Source organism: Nocardioides gansuensis (genome assembly GCF_003076135.1).
In the GTDB taxonomy this organism is placed as follows: Bacteria; Actinomycetota; Actinomycetes; order Propionibacteriales; family Nocardioidaceae; genus Nocardioides; species Nocardioides gansuensis.
The window spans coordinates 21,325-37,330 of sequence record NZ_QDGZ01000004.1 but is presented as its reverse complement, the minus strand read 5'-3'; the positions used below and the strand labels follow the sequence as shown (position 1 = coordinate 37,330).

The 16,006-nt window shown below is 72.1% G+C and carries 19 protein-coding genes; 5 read left to right on the top strand and 14 right to left on the bottom strand.

From position 1 onward, the window contains the following. The first annotated feature begins 8 nt into the window (after positions 1 to 8). Both DDE18_RS09685 and DDE18_RS09680 read left to right on the top strand, forming a co-directional pair. Entirely contained in the window at positions 9 to 485 is a 477-nt protein-coding gene (locus tag DDE18_RS09685) for a helix-turn-helix domain-containing protein (RefSeq protein ID WP_116572068.1), read from the top strand. Then, positions 482 to 913 (top strand): VOC family protein, encoded by a 432-nt coding sequence (locus DDE18_RS09680; RefSeq protein ID WP_116572067.1) that lies wholly within the window; start codon positions 482 to 484, stop codon positions 911 to 913. Before DDE18_RS09685 ends, DDE18_RS09680 begins: the two co-directional genes overlap by 4 nt. Before the next feature lie 31 nt (positions 914 to 944). Here the strand turns inward: DDE18_RS09680 and DDE18_RS09675 are convergent, their stop codons facing one another. The 11 genes from DDE18_RS09675 to DDE18_RS09625 form a co-directional block, all read right to left on the bottom strand. Then, positions 945 to 2,192 carry an MFS transporter gene (locus DDE18_RS09675; protein WP_116572066.1) on the bottom strand — a complete coding sequence of 416 codons (1,248 nt, stop codon included), beginning with the start codon at positions 2,190 to 2,192 and terminating at the stop codon, positions 945 to 947. 44 nt (positions 2,193 to 2,236) lie between these two features. Beyond that, positions 2,237 to 3,727, bottom strand: coding sequence for an LVIVD repeat-containing protein (locus DDE18_RS09670; RefSeq protein WP_165821111.1), 1,491 nt, complete (start codon positions 3,725 to 3,727; stop codon positions 2,237 to 2,239). A 76-nt stretch (positions 3,728 to 3,803) separates the two neighbouring features. Further along, positions 3,804 to 4,022 (bottom strand): hypothetical protein, encoded by a 219-nt coding sequence (locus DDE18_RS09665; protein WP_116572064.1) that lies wholly within the window; start codon positions 4,020 to 4,022, stop codon positions 3,804 to 3,806. A gap of 80 nt (positions 4,023 to 4,102) precedes the next feature. After that, the gene (gene mutM / locus DDE18_RS09660; RefSeq protein WP_116572063.1) at positions 4,103 to 4,981 is read right to left on the bottom strand and encodes a bifunctional DNA-formamidopyrimidine glycosylase/DNA-(apurinic or apyrimidinic site) lyase; all 879 of its coding nucleotides are present in this window, start codon (positions 4,979 to 4,981) and stop codon (positions 4,103 to 4,105) included. 10 nt (positions 4,982 to 4,991) lie between these two features. Next, positions 4,992 to 5,723 (bottom strand): ribonuclease III, encoded by a 732-nt coding sequence (rnc, locus tag DDE18_RS09655; RefSeq protein ID WP_116572062.1) that lies wholly within the window; start codon positions 5,721 to 5,723, stop codon positions 4,992 to 4,994. A 28-nt stretch (positions 5,724 to 5,751) separates the two neighbouring features. Then, complete coding sequence (gene rpmF, locus DDE18_RS09650) at positions 5,752 to 5,937, bottom strand: 50S ribosomal protein L32 (RefSeq protein WP_116572061.1); 186 nt, start codon at positions 5,935 to 5,937, stop codon at positions 5,752 to 5,754. Between the two features lie 13 nt (positions 5,938 to 5,950). Then, positions 5,951 to 6,520, bottom strand: coding sequence for a YceD family protein (locus DDE18_RS09645; RefSeq protein WP_116572060.1), 570 nt, complete (start codon positions 6,518 to 6,520; stop codon positions 5,951 to 5,953). A gap of 237 nt (positions 6,521 to 6,757) precedes the next feature. Next, complete coding sequence (gene coaD / locus DDE18_RS09640; RefSeq protein ID WP_116572059.1) at positions 6,758 to 7,243, bottom strand: pantetheine-phosphate adenylyltransferase; 486 nt, start codon at positions 7,241 to 7,243, stop codon at positions 6,758 to 6,760. Positions 7,244 to 7,248: 5 nt separating this feature from the next. Next, positions 7,249 to 7,848 (bottom strand): 16S rRNA (guanine(966)-N(2))-methyltransferase RsmD, encoded by a 600-nt coding sequence (gene rsmD / locus DDE18_RS09635; RefSeq protein ID WP_116572058.1) that lies wholly within the window; start codon positions 7,846 to 7,848, stop codon positions 7,249 to 7,251. Beyond that, positions 7,845 to 10,073, bottom strand: a complete 2,229-nt coding sequence (locus tag DDE18_RS09630; RefSeq protein WP_116572057.1) for an ATP-dependent DNA helicase RecG — start codon at positions 10,071 to 10,073, stop codon at positions 7,845 to 7,847. Before DDE18_RS09630 ends, rsmD begins: the two co-directional genes overlap by 4 nt. A gap of 10 nt (positions 10,074 to 10,083) precedes the next feature. Then, a complete protein-coding gene (locus tag DDE18_RS09625) occupies positions 10,084 to 11,679 on the bottom strand; it encodes a DAK2 domain-containing protein (protein WP_342748925.1) in 1,596 nt (531 codons plus the stop codon). A gap of 261 nt (positions 11,680 to 11,940) precedes the next feature. On the opposite strand from DDE18_RS09625, the gene rpmB reads away from it, so the two are divergent. Continuing rightward, positions 11,941 to 12,126 (top strand): 50S ribosomal protein L28, encoded by a 186-nt coding sequence (gene rpmB, locus DDE18_RS09620; protein ID WP_056602600.1) that lies wholly within the window; start codon positions 11,941 to 11,943, stop codon positions 12,124 to 12,126. A gap of 154 nt (positions 12,127 to 12,280) precedes the next feature. Here rpmB and DDE18_RS09615 read toward each other — a convergent pair whose 3' ends face one another. Then, on the bottom strand, positions 12,281 to 13,231 hold the full coding sequence (locus DDE18_RS09615) for a thiamine-phosphate kinase (RefSeq protein WP_116572056.1): 951 nt from the start codon (positions 13,229 to 13,231) through the stop codon (positions 12,281 to 12,283). Between the two features lie 114 nt (positions 13,232 to 13,345). Here DDE18_RS09615 and DDE18_RS09610 point away from each other — a divergent pair, with 114 nt between their 5' ends. Then, positions 13,346 to 13,582 (top strand): Lrp/AsnC family transcriptional regulator, encoded by a 237-nt coding sequence (locus DDE18_RS09610; protein ID WP_116572055.1) that lies wholly within the window; start codon positions 13,346 to 13,348, stop codon positions 13,580 to 13,582. Between the two features lie 28 nt (positions 13,583 to 13,610). Further along, a complete protein-coding gene (locus DDE18_RS09605; protein WP_116572054.1) occupies positions 13,611 to 14,087 on the top strand; it encodes a DUF3515 domain-containing protein in 477 nt (158 codons plus the stop codon). Between the two features lie 97 nt (positions 14,088 to 14,184). On the opposite strand, the gene DDE18_RS09600 is transcribed toward DDE18_RS09605, so the two are convergent. Then, positions 14,185 to 14,868: a transporter substrate-binding domain-containing protein gene (locus tag DDE18_RS09600; protein WP_116572053.1), complete on the bottom strand. Its 684-nt coding sequence runs from the start codon at positions 14,866 to 14,868 to the stop codon at positions 14,185 to 14,187. After that, positions 14,865 to 16,001, bottom strand: a complete 1,137-nt coding sequence (locus tag DDE18_RS09595) for a D-alanine--D-alanine ligase family protein (RefSeq protein ID WP_116572052.1) — start codon at positions 15,999 to 16,001, stop codon at positions 14,865 to 14,867. Before DDE18_RS09595 ends, DDE18_RS09600 begins: the two co-directional genes overlap by 4 nt. Between the last annotated feature and the right edge of the window lie 5 nt (positions 16,002 to 16,006).

Below are 16,006 nucleotides of genomic sequence, written 5' to 3'. Positions count from 1 at the left end.
CTCGCGTCGTGGTCAGCCTCCCCCCGAGCCGCTACCTGCTGCGCGCGCGTGAGCTCGTCGACGCCCACTACGCCGAGCCCATCACGGTGGCCGACATGGCGGAGGCGGCGCGGCTCTCCCCCGCCCACTTCAGCCGGGAGTTCAAGGCGGCGTACGGCGAGTCGCCGCACCAGTACCTGCTGACCCGCCGCCTCGAGCGGGCCGCGTCGCTGCTGCGCAACACCGACTGGTCCGTCGCGCGGATCTGCACGAGCGTCGGCCTCTCGAGCATCGGATCCTTCACGACCTCGTTCCGGCGGATGTACGGCAGGACGCCGACGGAGTATCGCGAGGCCCATCCCCCGGCCAGCCGGCTCGCCCGGCTCCCCGGATGTGTCGTACGCCAGGTGGCCCGCCCGCAGGTGCGCACGTTTCGAGAAGACGCGCCACAGGTCGCGCCGGTTGACTCGTCCTCACAGTCCACAGCAACCGAGGAGTCACCATGAACATCACCGTCGACAGCGCGCAGGTCTGGGTCCACGACCAGGACGAGGCGCTGAAGTTCTACACCGAGAAGCTCGGCTGCGAGGTCCTGGAGGACGTCACGGTCCCGGAGATGGGCAACTTCCGCTGGCTCAAGGTGGGCTTCCCCGGCTCGGGCAACATCGGCCTGGTGCTGATGGCCATCCCGGGCCCGCCGATGGTCGACCAGTCGCTGACCGACCAGATCGCCGACCTGATGGGCAAGGGCTTCGCCGGCACGGTCTTCTTCACCACCGACGACTGCCGTCGCGACTACGAGGAGCTCCTCGCGCGCGGCGTCGAGTTCGTCCAGGAGCCCGAGGACACGCCGTACGGCGTGGACTGCGGCTTCCGCGACCCATCCGGCAACAGCTTCCGGCTGACCGAGCTGCGCGCGGGCTGGGACGGTTGACCCGGGCACCCGGGGGTTCCGACGGGGCGACTCACGCCGTGGCGGCCTGGGTCGCCTCGTCGGCGTGGGCGACGTGGCCGAGCTCGCGCCACACCAGCACGAGGGTGAAGCCCGAGCCGACGAACGCGAACCACCAGGGCGCCGAGATGCCCCACTGGCCGGCGATCAGCCCGCCGAGCAGCGAGCCCAGCAGCATGCCGCCCATCACGCAGATCATGTAGACCGAGCCGACGCGCCCCTGGAACTCCGAGGGCACGGCCCGCTGCCGCACGGCGTTCGACAGGGTGCCCCAGATGAAGGCGTAGGCACCGAAGAAGAACATCAGGCCGAGCGCGAACGGGTAGGCGGTCGTGAAGGCCATCGCGAGGTGGAAGACCACCTCGCAGAGGAGTACCGCGCGCATCAGCGCCGCGAGCGGCACCCGCTTCTCCAGCCACCCGAAGGACAGGGTGCCGAGCAGGCCGCCCACCGCCGAGGTCGTCATCAGCAGGCCGAAGCCGGCCTCGCCGGCGTCCAGGCGCTCGAGCGTCCACAGCACGAGCACCGACCAGGGGGCGGCCCAGGTGACGTTGAAGGTGACGATCACCAGTGCCAGGGTCCGCACCGGGCGGTGGTGCGCGATCCAGCGCACGCCCTCGACGATGTCCTGCCGGACATGGGTCTCCACCGACTCGCGGACCGCGCCCCGCGGAGTACCGATCCGAGCCACCAGGAGGACGCCGAGCGCCACGCAGACGGCCTGCAGCACGAACGGCACCGCCGTGCCGACCGCGAAGAGCGCGGCGCCCAGGGCCGGACCCACGAGCTGGTTGGCCGTGATGAAGCCGGCCTGGATGCGGGCCTGCGCGACGCCGAGGTCCGGCTTCTCCACGAGCATCGGCAGCAGCGTCCCGGTCGTGGTGTCGGCGAAGACCTCGGCCACCCCGAGGGCGAACATCGCCCCCATCACCACCCAGATGTTGACGTGCCCGCTGAGAATCACGGTGCACAGGAGCACCAGGACGCCGGCGCGGACGGCGTTCATCACCATCACCACGACCCGGCGGTCCAGCCGGTCGGCGAGCGCGCCCGCGATCAGGCCGAAGAGCAGCCACGGCAGCTGGAAGGACATCGCCGCGGCGGCGACGAGCACCGGGTTGCGGGTCTGCGAGGCGACGAGCAGCGGCCCCGCTGCGAACATCAGCCCGTCGCCGATGTTGGTCACCCAGGAGCTCGCCACCAGCCACCGGAAGCCGCGCCCGAGTCGGGGCGGGAAGACGGTGTCGACGAGCAGGCTCACAAGCTCAGGAGGCTATCTGTCTCCCCACCGGCCGGGCACCGGGTTTACGAGGACGTACGCCGCCTCCGATAGAGCAGCAGCGCGGCGAGAGCTCCCCCGCCGACGACCGCGACGGGCACGCCCGACAGCGACGTGCTCAGGCCCACCGACGGCAGCGAGCCGAGGCCGTCCCCGGGGACGTCGACGGAGTAGACGTCCAGGCCGCGGACCAGGTCGATGGAGTAGACGAGGTTGGTGCGCCTGCCGGTCGCGATGCCGGCCTTGTTGTAGACGGGCACCCACATCGCGTCCCAGACCTCGGAAGCGCCCCAGGCGGCGTGGCCGTGGCTCTTCGGCGCAGTCGGGTCGCTCACGTCGATGAGCTGGGTGCCGCCGCCGTAGTAGCCGATGGCGACCAGCCCGGACGGGTGGTAGTCGAACCAGTGGGCCGAGCAGAAGGCGTCGGCCGGCACCGGGAACGTGCCCAGGTCGGCGAGCTCGAGCCTGGCCAGCGGGACGATCGAGCCGTCGGAGCCGTCGAGCCGCTTGACGTGCCAGGTCTGGAACGAGCCGGCCGTGGCGCAGTCGGGGTCCTCGTAGTCCTCCTCGGTGACGAGCAGGATGTTGCCGTTCGCCAGCGACGGGGCCGCGGCGGGACGGAAGGCCGAGGCGTTGGGCCGGAAGCTGTTGTGGTGGATGAAGTTGTTGAGCTCGTTCTTCGCGCCCTCGCGGGCGTTGTCGCCCGCAGCACCGGTGTTGGCGACCTCGACGGGGCGGGTCGGGTCGCTCACGTCGAAGACGTAGGAGCCGCCCGCGCCGGTGTGGGTGGCGAAGCCGGCGCCGTCGACGTTCCACTTGTGGCCGCCCCAGCCGACGGCGTCGGAGCGGAACGGCTGGGTGCCGGCCGTCGCGGGGTCGCTGTCGACCTCGACGGGGTGGTCGAGGTCGGTGAGGTCGAAGATGGAGAACTTCCCGAGGCCGCCGCGGTTGGAGCCGGCCGAGTAGGCGTAGCGGCAGTCGGTGTCGTCGATGCAGGTCACCGTGTGCGTGCTGGTGGTCCCCGGGACCCGCGAGCGGATGTGGGGGTTGGCCGGGTCGGTGACGTCGACGACCACGAGCTCCTGGCCGTCGCCGGCGTTGACGTGCTCGAGGTCGTCGGGTGACGCCTGGTGGAGGTCGACGCCGATCAGGGCGAACCGCTCGGTGCGGGTGCGGCTGACCTTGCGCTCCCCGCACTGCATCGCCTCGTTCTCGAACTGGGCGCTCGGCATCGCCCCGACGACCGTCGGCCGGGTCGGGTCGGTGATGTCGAAGACCTTCACCGAGTCGAGGCTGGACATCACGAACACGGGCGCGCTCTTCATGAAGCACCCGGAGATCCCGGCCGAGCCGGGGCGGCTGGCCACCAGGTCGATGTTGGGTGAGGTCACCAGCGGGACGCTCATGCCCGCGGCGTGCTCACTGGCCATCCGCTCGGCGCGCTCACGCTCGCCGTGGGCTGCGGCCGGCGGGGCGGCAGCGAGGAGGGTGACGAGGCCGAGCGAGGTGGACGCCACGGACAGCCGGAGGGCCCGTGAGGGCGCGCAGGAAGGACGCATGGTCCGTCAACGACGCACCAGCGTCGGAGGTCACTCAGGCAGGGAGCATCTCCTCGACCCGGTCCGCGTCACGGGTGTCGCGGTCGAGCAGTGTCGAAGCCCGGGCTTTGGTGAGGCGGTCGTTCTCGGCCTGGAGGCGGAGGACGAGGGACTCGAGCTCACCCACGCGCATGCGGAGCCGATGGTTCTCGGCGGAGATGTGAGCGGGGGTGCGCAGGTCGCTGTTCAGGTAGCCGATCAGCGCCTTGGCCATGGAGGAGCCTTTCGAGATGTGGAGAGGGCGTGCCCGTTCATCGGGGCCGTCTTCAAGAGTCCCACCGTGCCCCTGCAGGGTCAAGTCCGCGCGGCCCGCCTGCGGGGTGGCCGCTGGCACGTCGGGCAGAAGAACGACGACCGGTTCATGAAGGCCACCCGACGGACCGGCGTCCCGCACCGGTCGCACGGCTCCCCCTCGCGGCCGTAGGCGTGCAGGGAGCGGTCGAAGTAGCCGGACTCTCCGTTGACGTTGACGTAGAGCGCGTCGAAGGACGTGCCGCCCTGGACGAGGGCGTGGTTCATCACGTCGCGCACGTGGCCGAGCAGCTCGCGCACCTGCGCGGCGGTGAGCCGGTCCCCCGGCCGCTCGCCGTGGATCCCGGCCCGCCACAGGGCCTCGTCCGCGTAGATGTTGCCGACTCCGGAGACCAGCGTCTGGTCGAGCAGCTGGCGCTTGATGCCTGAGGCCCGGCGTCGTACGCGCCGCACCACCTCCGCCTCGTCCCACTCGGGGTCGAGGGGGTCGCGGGCGATGTGCGCGATCTCCGACGGCAGCTCGGCCCCGCCGGTGGAGACCAGCAGGCCGCCGAACATCCGCTGGTCGACGAACCTCAGCTCGAGCCCGGCATCCGCGGCCGGTCGAGCGAAGTCGAGACCGAACCGCACCCGCAGGTGCCGCTCCTCGGGCGCGCCCACCGGCTGCACGAGCATCTGCCCGCTCATCCCGAGGTGGCCCAGGAGAGCATCTCCGGTGTCGAGCGCGAGCCAGAAGTACTTCCCCCGGCGACGTACGCCGACCACGCGGCGTCCGACGAGCGCGGCGACGAAGCCCGTCGACCCGCGGGGGTCGCGCCGCAGCGGGCGCGGGTGCAGCACCTCGACGGACGTGAAGGTCGCACCGGTGACGTGGCGTTCGAGGCCGGCGCGGACGACCTCGACCTCGGGGAGCTCGGGCACGGCTGCCCGCTCAGGCGTGGGGCGAGGTGGGGTCGACCGCGGCCGCGGCGGGGTCGGCGACCTGGGCGTGCGCCGCCCGGATCTCCTGGTAGGCCGTCTCGGCGGCGCCCTGCTCGGCTTCCTTCTTGGAGCGACCGCCGCCCTGGCCGTAGAGGTTGCCACCGACGCGCACGCGGGCCACGAAGGTCTTCATGTGGTCGGGGCCCTCGTCCTCGATGACGTACTCGGGGACGCCGAGGCCGAGCGAGGCGGAGAGCTCCTGGAGGGAGGTCTTCCAGTCGAGGCCGGCGCCGAGCGACGCGGCGGCCTCCATCAGCGGGTCGAAGAGCCGGTGCACGACCGCGCTGGACTCCTCGATGCCGCCGGAGAGGTGGATGGCACCGATGAGCGCCTCGACCGTGTCGGAGAGGATCGAGGCCTTGTCGCGCCCGCCCGTCGACTCCTCGCCGCGGCCGAGCTTGATGTGCTCGCCGAGCCCGATCTGGCGGGCCACCTCGGCCAGCGCCCGGGCATTGACGACGGCGGCGCGCAGCTTGGCGAGCCGGCCCTCGGAGAGGGTGGGGTGGGTGCGGTAGAGCGTCTCGGTGACGACGACGCCGAGGACGGAGTCGCCGAGGAACTCGAGACGCTCGTTGGTGGGGACGCCGCCGTTCTCGTAGGCCCAGGAACGGTGGGTCAGGGCGCGCTCGAGGAGCTCGGGATCCAGCGTGGGATCACCGAGCTCCTCGCGCAGCTTCTGCATGGCCAGGGCCGGGCCGGTCAGGGCAGGCTCAGAGGACCTGGCGGCGGTCGGCGCGCGCGCCGTACTGGCCGCACTCGCCGCACGCACGGTGCGGGAGGTGCTTGGCGCCGCAGGCGGGGTTGGCGCAGGTCACCAGCTGGGGCAGCGACGCCTTCCACTGCGACCGGCGGTGGCGCGTGTTGCTGCGCGACATCTTCCGCTTCGGGACAGCCACGGTTTTTCTCCTACTACTCGGGGTTTGAGTCTTGGGGGTCTTGCTTCAAGGCCTGCAGGCCGGCCCAGCGCGGGTCGATCGGCTCCTCGTGCGAGTGTCCCGGGTCGTCTGCCAGGCGGGCGCCACACTCGACGCACAACCCGGGACAGTCGTCCTGGCACAGCGGCTGGAACGGCAGTGCAAGCACGACCGCGTCCCGCAGCAGTGGCTCGAGGTCGAGCAGGTCTCCCTCGAGCCGGCTGGCTTCGTCGTCGAGCTCCTCGTCGGAGTCGTCGTGCCGGACGTCGTCGTACACGAACAGCTCCTGGAACCGGACGTCGATCTGGTCGTCGATCGGCTCCAGGCACCGTGCGCATTCGCCTACCAGCTCGGCCTGGGCCGTGCCGGTGACCAGCACGCCCTCCATGACCGCCTCGAGGCGCAGGTCGAGCTCGACCGGCGACCCTTCGGGGACAGAGAGGACTTCGATGCCAAGATCTGCCGGCGCCGGAACAGTCAGCTCCACGTCTCGCTGGGACCCCGGGCGGCGGCCGAGCTCGCGAGTGTCGAGCACGAGCGGCGCCCTCGGGTCCAGGCTGGTCAACGCGTCACCTCAGGTCCGGACACAAACAGAACCGGTGAATCGTAACGGGCGCGGGGAGGACGGAGCAAAACGGCTCAGTCGCCACGCTGCCCCGCCGGACGTACGGCGTCCCATGGCCGAACAATGACCTGGTATCGGCAGTTCGGCCCGCGCGGCGACGAGGTGAGCGTGGATCGGGCCCAACGGTCGACGAACTGCCGACGCCAGGGTGAGGCGGAATGGGTTCGAGGCGGCGGCTCAGCCCGATTTCTCGGCCAGCCGCGCGAGCAGCCGCTCGCGGACGAACTCGGGCACGAGTCCGGAGATGTCACCCCCGAAGGCCGCGACCTCGCGGATCAGGCTGGAGGACACGAAGGCGTTGTGCACCGCACCGGGCAGGAAGACCGTCTCGATGCCGGTGAGGTGGGAGTTCATCTGCGCCATCGGGAGCTCGTACTCGTAGTCTGTCGCCCCGCGCAGCCCCTTGACGATGGCCACGGCCCCGATCTCGCGGCAGAAGTCCACGATCAGGCCGGAGAAGCCCTCGACCCGCACGTTGTCCAGGCCTGCGGTCGCCGCGGCGAGCATCTCGAGCCGCTCCTGCGGGCCGAAGAGCCGGCTCTTGGAGACGTTCACGCCGGTGGCCACGACGACCTCGTCGAACAGTCCGGCGGCCCGGCGGATGATATCGAGGTGACCGTTGGTGACCGGGTCGAACGAACCGGGGCAGACGGCTCGGCGCACGGGCCTCACTCCTCGGGGTCGATGGGGGTGTCGAGCGGGCTCTCAGGGGCTGCGTGACCGTACCAAAGCATGGTCTCGCCGTACCTGCGGCTCCGCGCGCCCGTCAGCCCCTCGGGCCACACCAGCCCGGGACCGCGGGAGGACCGCTCGACGACGACCAGCGCGCCGGGCACCAGCCACTGCTGCGCGACCAGCGCCGTTAGGTCGGCGGTGACCTGCTCCCCCCGGATCGGGTAGGGCGGGTCCATGAAGACGACGTCGTACGGCGCGGCCGGCGGTGTCGAGAGCGTGGTGGCGACGGACGCAGCGACCACGTTGGCGCGGCCGAAGCCGAGCGACTCGGCGTTCCTGGCGATCATCGCCGAGGTGCGGCGGTCCTGCTCGACCAGCGTGACCACGCCGGCACCCCGCGACCAGGCCTCGAGGCCCACCGCGCCGGACCCGGCGTACAGGTCGAGGAACCGCAGGCCGGAGAGCGAGCCGCACCACGACTCGATCGCGGAGAAGAGCGCCTCACGGACGCGGTCGCTGGTGGGCCGCGTGGCCGAGCCCTTGGGCGTGGCGAGCCGCCGGCCGCCTGCCGACCCGCCGATGATGCGGGTCACGTCTTCTCCAGGTAGTCCGAGGCGGTGGACCGCTCGACCTCGGCGACCGCCTGGGCCAGGGCGGGCGCGGACCTCAGCGTCGGGTCGTCAGCCAGCAGCTCCTCGGCCGCATGCCGCGCCATCACGATGGTCTCCTCGTCGCGCAGCACCCGGAGGGTGACGAGGCTGGACCGGAAGCCGCTCTGGCTGGCGCCGAGGACGTCGCCCTCGCGGCGCTGCTCGAGGTCGATCCGGCTGAGCTCGAAGCCGTCGGTCGTCGAGGCGACCGCCTCCAGCCGCTCGCGGGCCGGCGAGCCGGCCTCGGCGTGGGAGACGAGCAGGCACAGCCCGGGCAGCCCGCCCCGGCCGACCCGTCCGCGCAGCTGGTGGAGCTGGGAGACGCCGAAGCGGTCGGCGTCGAGGAGCACCATGGTGGTGGCGTTGTGGACGTCGACACCGACCTCGATCACGGTGGTGGAGACGAGTACGTCGACGTCCCCGGCTGCGAAGGCGCGCATGACCGCGTCCTTGGCGTCGGCCGGCATCCGGCCGTGCAGCATCTCGACCCGCAGCCCCTGGAGGGCTCCGGCGGCCAGCTCGGCGTGCACCTCCTCGACCGCGGCGAGCTGCTTGCGGGGGGCCGCCAGCTCGTCACCCTCGTCGTCGAGGTCGACCTGGTCGCTCTCCCCCTCCTCCTGGGTGTCGCCGCTGATGCGGGGGCACACGACGTAGGCCTGGTGGCCTTTCTCGACCTCCTCACGGACGCGCTGCCACACCCGCGTCATCCAGCCCGGGTGCTCGGCGAGCGGCACCACGTTGGTCTGGATCGGTGCGCGGCCGGCGGGCAGCTCGGCCAGCACGGAGGTCTCGAGGTCGCCGAAGACTGTCATCGCGACCGTGCGCGGGATCGGGGTCGCGGTCATCACGAGCACGTGGGGCGGGGTGCCGGCCTTGTCGGTGAGGGCGGCGCGCTGCTCGACACCGAAGCGGTGCTGCTCGTCGACGACGACCAGGCCGAGGTCGGCGAACTGCACGGACTGCTCGAGCAGTGCGTGAGTGCCGATCACGATTCCTGCCTCCCCGCTGGCGATCTGCTGGAGCGTCGCCTCCCGGGCAGTCTTCCCCATCGAGCCGGTCAGCAACACCACCGATGTGGCATCCGCTGCACCGCCGAGCATCCCGCCCTGGCCGAGGTCGCCCAGCATCGCGGTGATCGAGCGGTGGTGCTGCTGCGCGAGCACCTCGGTGGGGGCGAGCAGGACCGCCTGGCCGCCGGAGTCGACGGTGCGCAGCATCGCCCGCAGGGCGACGACGGTCTTGCCCGAGCCGACCTCGCCCTGGAGCAGCCGGTTCATCGGCTCTGGACGGCCCAGCTCGGCCTCGATGAGGTCGCCGATCTCGCGCTGCCCCTTGGTCAGCTCGAACGGCAGTCGCGCATCGAAGGCGGCCAGCAGGTCGCCGCACTCCCCTGTCGTCCGCCGGCCGGTGCGCGCCTGCGCGCCCTGCTCGCGCAGCGCCGCCCGCCGGCGGGCGAGGACGAGCTGGAGCACGAGTGCCTCCTCGAAGCGGAAGCGCTTGCGTGCCGCCCCGAGCTGCTCGTGGTCGTCGGGTCCGTGGATCCACCTGAGCGCGGTCATCGTGTCGATCAGCCCGTGCCGCAGCCGCAGCGCCGGGGTGAGCAGGTCGCGCACGTCGGTGACCAGGTCGAGCGCGCTGCGGATGACGAGCTGGAGGTCCCAGCTGTAGAGCCCGCTGGTGAGCGGGTAGATCGGCATCAGCTTGCTCAGGCCGCTGGTGTCGTCCTCGCCGCCGATGGTGAACCCGTGCGGCTGGTCGAGCTGCCAGGTGCGGCCGAAGAGCTTGGCCTTGCCGGTGAGCACGACGCGGCGGCCGGGGCTGAACTCCGCCTCGCGGCTCTCCGCCTGCCCCTTGTAGGGGCTGAAGAAGGAGACGGTGAAGTCGGGGCCGAGGGTGCGCACCTTGACCTCGGTGCGGTACTGCGGCTTGCGGCCCCTGAAGAACTGCGCGACCCGGCTCGAGACCACCTCGCCGACGAGCGTGACCTGCTCCCCCACGACCGGCCGCCCGACGTCGGAGAGCTCGGTGGCGTTGACGTAGCGGCGCGGGAAGTGGTGGAGCAGCTCGCCGACCGTGCGGATGCCGAGCCCCTCCTCGACCGCCTTGCGCTTCTTGTGGGACCGCCCGAAGACGGCCGCGACAGGCGAGTCCGGGGTGATCGCGGCCACGGCTCTCCCCTCACTCCACCGACATCAGCAACGGGTAGCGCTCCTGGCCCCCGTCGTAGACCATCACGTCGACCGCCGCGTGCGCATCCTCGACGTACGCCGCGCACGCGGCCGCCAGCTGCTCGCCACCCTCCCCCGCCACGATCGTGACCAGCTCGCCGCCGCCGCCGAGCAGTCGCTCCAGCACCTCGCGGGCGACGGCCTCGAGGTCCTGGCCGACCACGGCGAAGTCGCCGGCGACCACGCCGAGGACGTCTCCCGGCTCGCAGGGGCCGGCCATCGTGATGGCCTGCTTCGCGGCGACGGTGACGGCGCCGTGGCGGGCGTGGCGAGCGGTGGCGGTCATCTCGCGGACGTCCTGGTCGAACGTGCGACCGGGCTCGTGCACGGCCATCGCGGCGAGGCCCTGCACCTGCGCCGTACTCGGGACGACCTCGACCCGGATGCCGCTCTCCTGCTCGGCGGTGCGGGCGGCGATCTCGGCGACCTTGACGGAGTCCGCGTCGTTGGGGAGCACGACGACCTCGGCCGCGCCGCAGCGGGTGATCGCCTCCAGGAGCTGGCCGGTCGACGGCCGGCTGCCGGGGCCGCCCTCGACCACCACCGCGCCCGCCTCCTCGAAGAGGGCCTTGAGACCGGGACCAGCCGCGACCGCGACGACCATGCGGCCGGTGCGGGTGGCCTGCTTGCGCCGGGTCTCCGACACCTGCTCGGCGAAGTGGGTGACGCGCACGCGGTGCGGGCGGCCAGCCTCGATCCCGGCCTCGATCGCGGCGCCGACGTCGTCGACGTGCACGTGCACGTTCCACAGGCCCTGGCCGCCGACCACGACCAGGCTGTCCCCCAGCGGCGCGAGGGCCTTCTTCAGGGGCGCGATGGCGTCGTCCTCGGCATCCAGGAGGTACATCACCTCGTAGGACGGCCCGTCCTCGGTGAGGTCCTCCCCCGCCCTGGGCAGCGGGATGTGGTGCGTGCCGAACGGCTCCGGGACCGGCATCGGCCGCCGACCGGTCGACGTGGTGTCGGCGGCGTCGAGCACGACCACCAGGCCGCGGCCGCCGGCGTCGACGACGCCCGCGTCGGCCAGCACCTTGAGCTGGGTCGGCGTGCGCGCCAGCGCCTCCCTCGCGGCGGCGGCGGCCGCGGCGAAGACGTCGCGGGCTCGCGCCTTGTCGTCCTGCGCGGTCGCCATCGCCGCGTCGGAGGCCGCCCGCGCGACGGTCAGGATGGTGCCCTCCACCGGCGTCCCGACGGCGGCATAGCTGGCGTCGGTGGCCCGCTGCATCGCCTCTGCGACCGACACGGCATGGCGCTCGTCGGGCGCGGCCTCGCCCAGCCGCGCGACGTACGCGCCGAGCATCTGGCTGAGGATGACCCCGGAGTTGCCGCGGGCGCCCAGCAGCGCTCCCCGCGAGAGGGTCTTCATGGCCGTCGGCTGGTCGGCGCCGGCCGCGACCGCCTCGCGGATCGCGTCGCGCGCCGCCGAGACGGTGAGGAACATGTTGGTGCCGGTGTCGCCGTCCGGCACGGGATAGACGTTGAGCGCGTCGATCTCCTCGCGCGCGGCGCCGAGCGCGTCGGTCGCCACGTCGACGAAGCGCAGCACGGAGTCGAGTCCAAGGGACCCCCGCGGTGCATGCATCATGGACCTGCCTGCCAGTGTCGTGCCCTCCCCAGAGCGAGTGCCCACCCTAGCCATTCCGGGCTCGATCCTGATCCGCAGTCCGCGCCGCCCGGGCGCCGCGGGCTCGATTTCGTCGGTGGCCCGTCGCTCGGATACTCTTGTGCGGTTGTCCGCGCCAGCCCCTCATGGACTGAGTCTGCGGACCACGATTCTCATACACCCTCGAACGGATCGGAGTGCACGGTGGCTGCCGTCTGCGACATCTGCGCCAAGAAGCCGGGCTTCGGCAACAACCGTCCCTGGTCGCGCAAGATCACGAAGCGTCGCTTCAACCCCAACATCCAGCGCGTCCGGGCGACCGTGAACGGCACGCCCAAGCGCCTCAACGTGTGCACCGGCTGCCTGAAGGCCGGCAAGGTCTCGCGCTGAGCCGGAGCTTCACCGACAAGGCCCCGTCGCTTCGGCGACGGGGCCTTCGTCATTTCGGGGCCATCCTCGTCGCCCGTCGGGGTAGTCCGTGACGAAGGGACCCTGATCCTCGGGTCAGGAGGGTCCGATCGTCACGGACTATCCGGCGACGAGCTCAGAAGTGGGTCCAGCCGGTGGGGCCCTCGTAGTCCCCGCCGTCGACGGTGACGCCCTCGCCCTCGGCCACCTCGCCGACGACCTGCCAGCCGTCGGGCACGTCAGCGACACTCGTGAACGTGGCGAGCAGGGCGTGGTCGTCTCCCCCTCCGAGGATGAACTGCAGCGGGTCCGCGCCCAGCGCGGCTCCGACGGCCTGGAGCGGCTCGGGCACGGCGAACGCGCCACGTCGTACGTCGATCGCGACGCCGCTCTCCTCGGCCAGGTGTCTCGCCTCGGCGAGCAGCCCGTCGGAGATGTCGATCATCGCCGTGGCACCGGCCTCGGCGGCCAGCCTGCCGGCCGCGTACGGCGGCTCCGGCCGGCGGTAGGCCTCGACCAGGACGCGCGGCGACCGGAACCCCCGGCCCAGGACCGCGAGGCCACCGGCCGCCCAGCCCTGGCGGCCGTGGAGGGCGAGTACGTCGCCCGGCTGGGCGCCGCTGCGCAGGACCGGGGCCTGCGTGCAGGACCCGAGCACGGTCACCGCGATCACGATCTCGTCCGCGCGGGTCAGGTCGCCACCGACCACGCTGGCACCGACGAGCGCGCACTCCTCGGCGAAGCCGCGGGCGAAGTCCAGCGCCCACTGGGCGGGGAGGTCCGCGGGCGCGGCGAGGCCGACGGTCAGCGAGTGGGCGGTGCCGCCCATCGCGTTGATGTCGGAGAGGTTCTGTGCGGCCGCCCGGTGGCCGACGTCCTCGGCGCTCGCCCAGTCGCGGCGGAAGTGCCGGGCCTCCACCATCAGGTCGGTGGAGACCACCACGTGGCCGTTGCGGATGCGCAGCACCGCGGCGTCGTCCCCTGGCCCGACGAGCACGTGCTCGCCCTGCGGGAAGAGCGTCTCGAGCTCGGCGATCAGGCCGAACTCGCCGGCATCTGACAGGGACGCGTCGGGGGGCAGGGGCATGGCCCCATCCCACCAGACGGGGTGGCCGGCCGGAGCCTGCGGGCACCTACCCCCGCGTGTCGCCGACACGGTAGGTTGACCGCGTCCGCAATCCACGAGATCGAGGGAGTCCAGATGGTCGTCCAGGCCTACATCCTGATCCAGACCGATGTCGGCAAGGCCGCCGAGGTGGCCAAGGCCATCGCCCAGGTCAAGGGCGTCACCCTCGCCGAGGACGTGACCGGTCCTTACGACGTGATCGTGCGCGCCGAGGCCCGCAACGTCGACGAGCTCGGCAAGCTGGTCGTCTCGAGGGTGCAGACCCTCGAGGGCATCACCCGCACCCTGACCTGCCCGGTCGTCCACATCTGACTTGGCCGTCCACGGCTCTCGACGCCCCATGTCCTCCGGGACATGGGGCGTCGTCGCATCACTCGTCCTGCTCACGTCGGCGTGCTCGTCGGAGGCGGTCGAGATCGACGCGCCCAGGCTGCCGGCCAACGAGGCCGCGGCGTGCGCGGAGCTGCTGGACGCCCTGCCCGACACTCTTTTCGGCGAGCAGCGCCGGCCGGTGCACCCCGACGGCGCCCCGGGCGCGGCCTGGGGCGACCCGCCCGCCGTGCTCACCTGCGGTGTGGGCGAGCCGTCGGGCTATGAGCCCACCGCGGGCTGCATCGAGATCCGCAGCGTCGGCTGGTTCGTTCCGCAGGAGCAGCTGACGGACGTCGGCGCCGACGCGACGGCCACCGTGCTGACCCACTCGCCCCGGGTCGAGCTGCAGGTCCCGGCCGACTACCGGACCACCGGACAGTCGGCGTTGGCCGAGCTGACACCGGTCATCGAGGAGACCCTGGAACGGACCGACCGCTGTCTGTGAGCGCGCGCAAGATCCCCGGATGTCCGGGGATCCTGCCGGTTCGGGTGCGTTGCAACCCCACGAACCGCCACCAGTGAACCCTCGGCCCGACCTCAGATCAGAAGGCGCCGTAGCGGGCCAGGGAGTCGGCCACCCAGCCGCTCTCGACGAGCTCGTCGACGACGCGACGCACCCAGGCCACAGACTCGGCCGACCGCGACACCGGCACGCCGACCGCCTGGCGGATCTGCATGAACGCCGGCTCGAGCAGCCGGAGGCCGGGGTCGGACGAGACAGCCCGGGTCATCGGCTGGCGGATCCCGGCACCGGCCTCGAGACCACCCTCGCGGAGCGCGTCGATGCCGTCCTCACCGCGCACTACCGAGGCGTGCCCCAGCGAGCGGGTCAGGAAGAGGTCGTAGGCCGACCCGTGCTTCACGCCGACCCGCACGCCCGGGCGGTCGACCTCGTGGGCGCTCGTGATCGGGGAGCCAGCCGGCACGACGTACACGCCCTCGATGACGACGTACGGCGTGGAGAAGGCGACCTCGGTCTCGCGCGCGGGGTCGATCGCGAGGAAGCACAGGTCGGCCCTTCCCTGCGCCAGCGCGTCGAACGACTTGCGTGCGGCGTCGAAGCACATCAGCGCCACGTCGACGCCGAGCCGGGAGGCGAGCTCGCGGGACAGGTCGACGGTGACGCCCGACGGCGCCTCGGGGGTGCCCTGCGCGAGCACGGGGTTGCCGAGGTTGATGGATGCGCGGAGCACGCCCGTCGGCGCGAGGTCTGCGGCGAGGCTCATCGCAGGCCGGTGTCGCGGCTGAGCGCGAGGGTGATCAGCCGGTCGACCAGCTCGGGATAGGTGAGCCCGGACTCGGCCCACATCTGGGGATACATCGAGGTCGGCGTGAAGCCCGGCATCGTGTTGAGCTCGTTGATGATGAGGGAGCCGTCGGGCATCAGGAAGAAGTCGACGCGGGCCAGGCCCTCGCACGAGAGGGCCTCGAAGGCCCGCAGCGCCATCGCCCGCACCTGCTGCTCGACGTCGGCCGGCAGGTCGGCCGGAATGTCGATCCGGGTCTGCTGGTCGGCGAGGTACTTGGCCTCGAAGTCGTAGAAGGTGTGCTCGCCGCCCGCACGCACCTCGCCGGGGCGGGTCGTCTCCGCGTCGGCGTCCACCGTGCCGAGCACGCCGCACTCGATCTCCCGGGCGCCGAGCATGGCGACCTCGACGAGCACCTTCGCGTCGTACCGGAGCGCCAGCTCCATCGCGTCGGCGACCTGCTCCACGCGGTCCACGCGGCTGATGCCGATGCTGGAGCCGCTGCGCGGCGGCTTGGCGAAGCAGGGGAAGCCGAGGTCGGTGAGGCGGGCGATCGCGCCGGCCTGGTCCTGCTCCCACTCCCGGCGGCTGATCACGATGCCGGGCGTGACGGGCAGGCCGGCCGCCTGGAAGGCGATCTTCATGTAGACCTTGTCCATGCCGACGGCCGACGCCAGCACGCCGGAGCCGACGTAGCGGACACCCGCCATCTCCAGCAGGCCCTGGATCGTGCCGTCCTCGCCCCAAGGACCGTGCAGCAGCGGGAAGACGACGTCCACCTCGCCCAGCACCTGCGGCACCCGGGCGGGCTCGGCGACCACCAGGTCGGCCTTGCCGTCGCCTCCGAGCAGGGCGACCGGCGCCCGGCCACCGTCGACCGCGGGCAGGCGGTTGTCGCGGATCGCGAGCGCGGCAGGCTCGTCGGCCTCCAGCACCCAGCGGCCGTCGGTGGCGATGCCGACCGGCACCACGTCGTACTTGTCCCGGTCGATCGCGGCGAGCACGCTGCCTGCAGTGACGCAGGAGATGCCGTGCTCGGACGAGCGGCCACCGAACACGACGGCGACGCGGGGCTTGCGGGAGCCGGGCTCTGCGGGAGTGGGTGCAGTCATCGGGC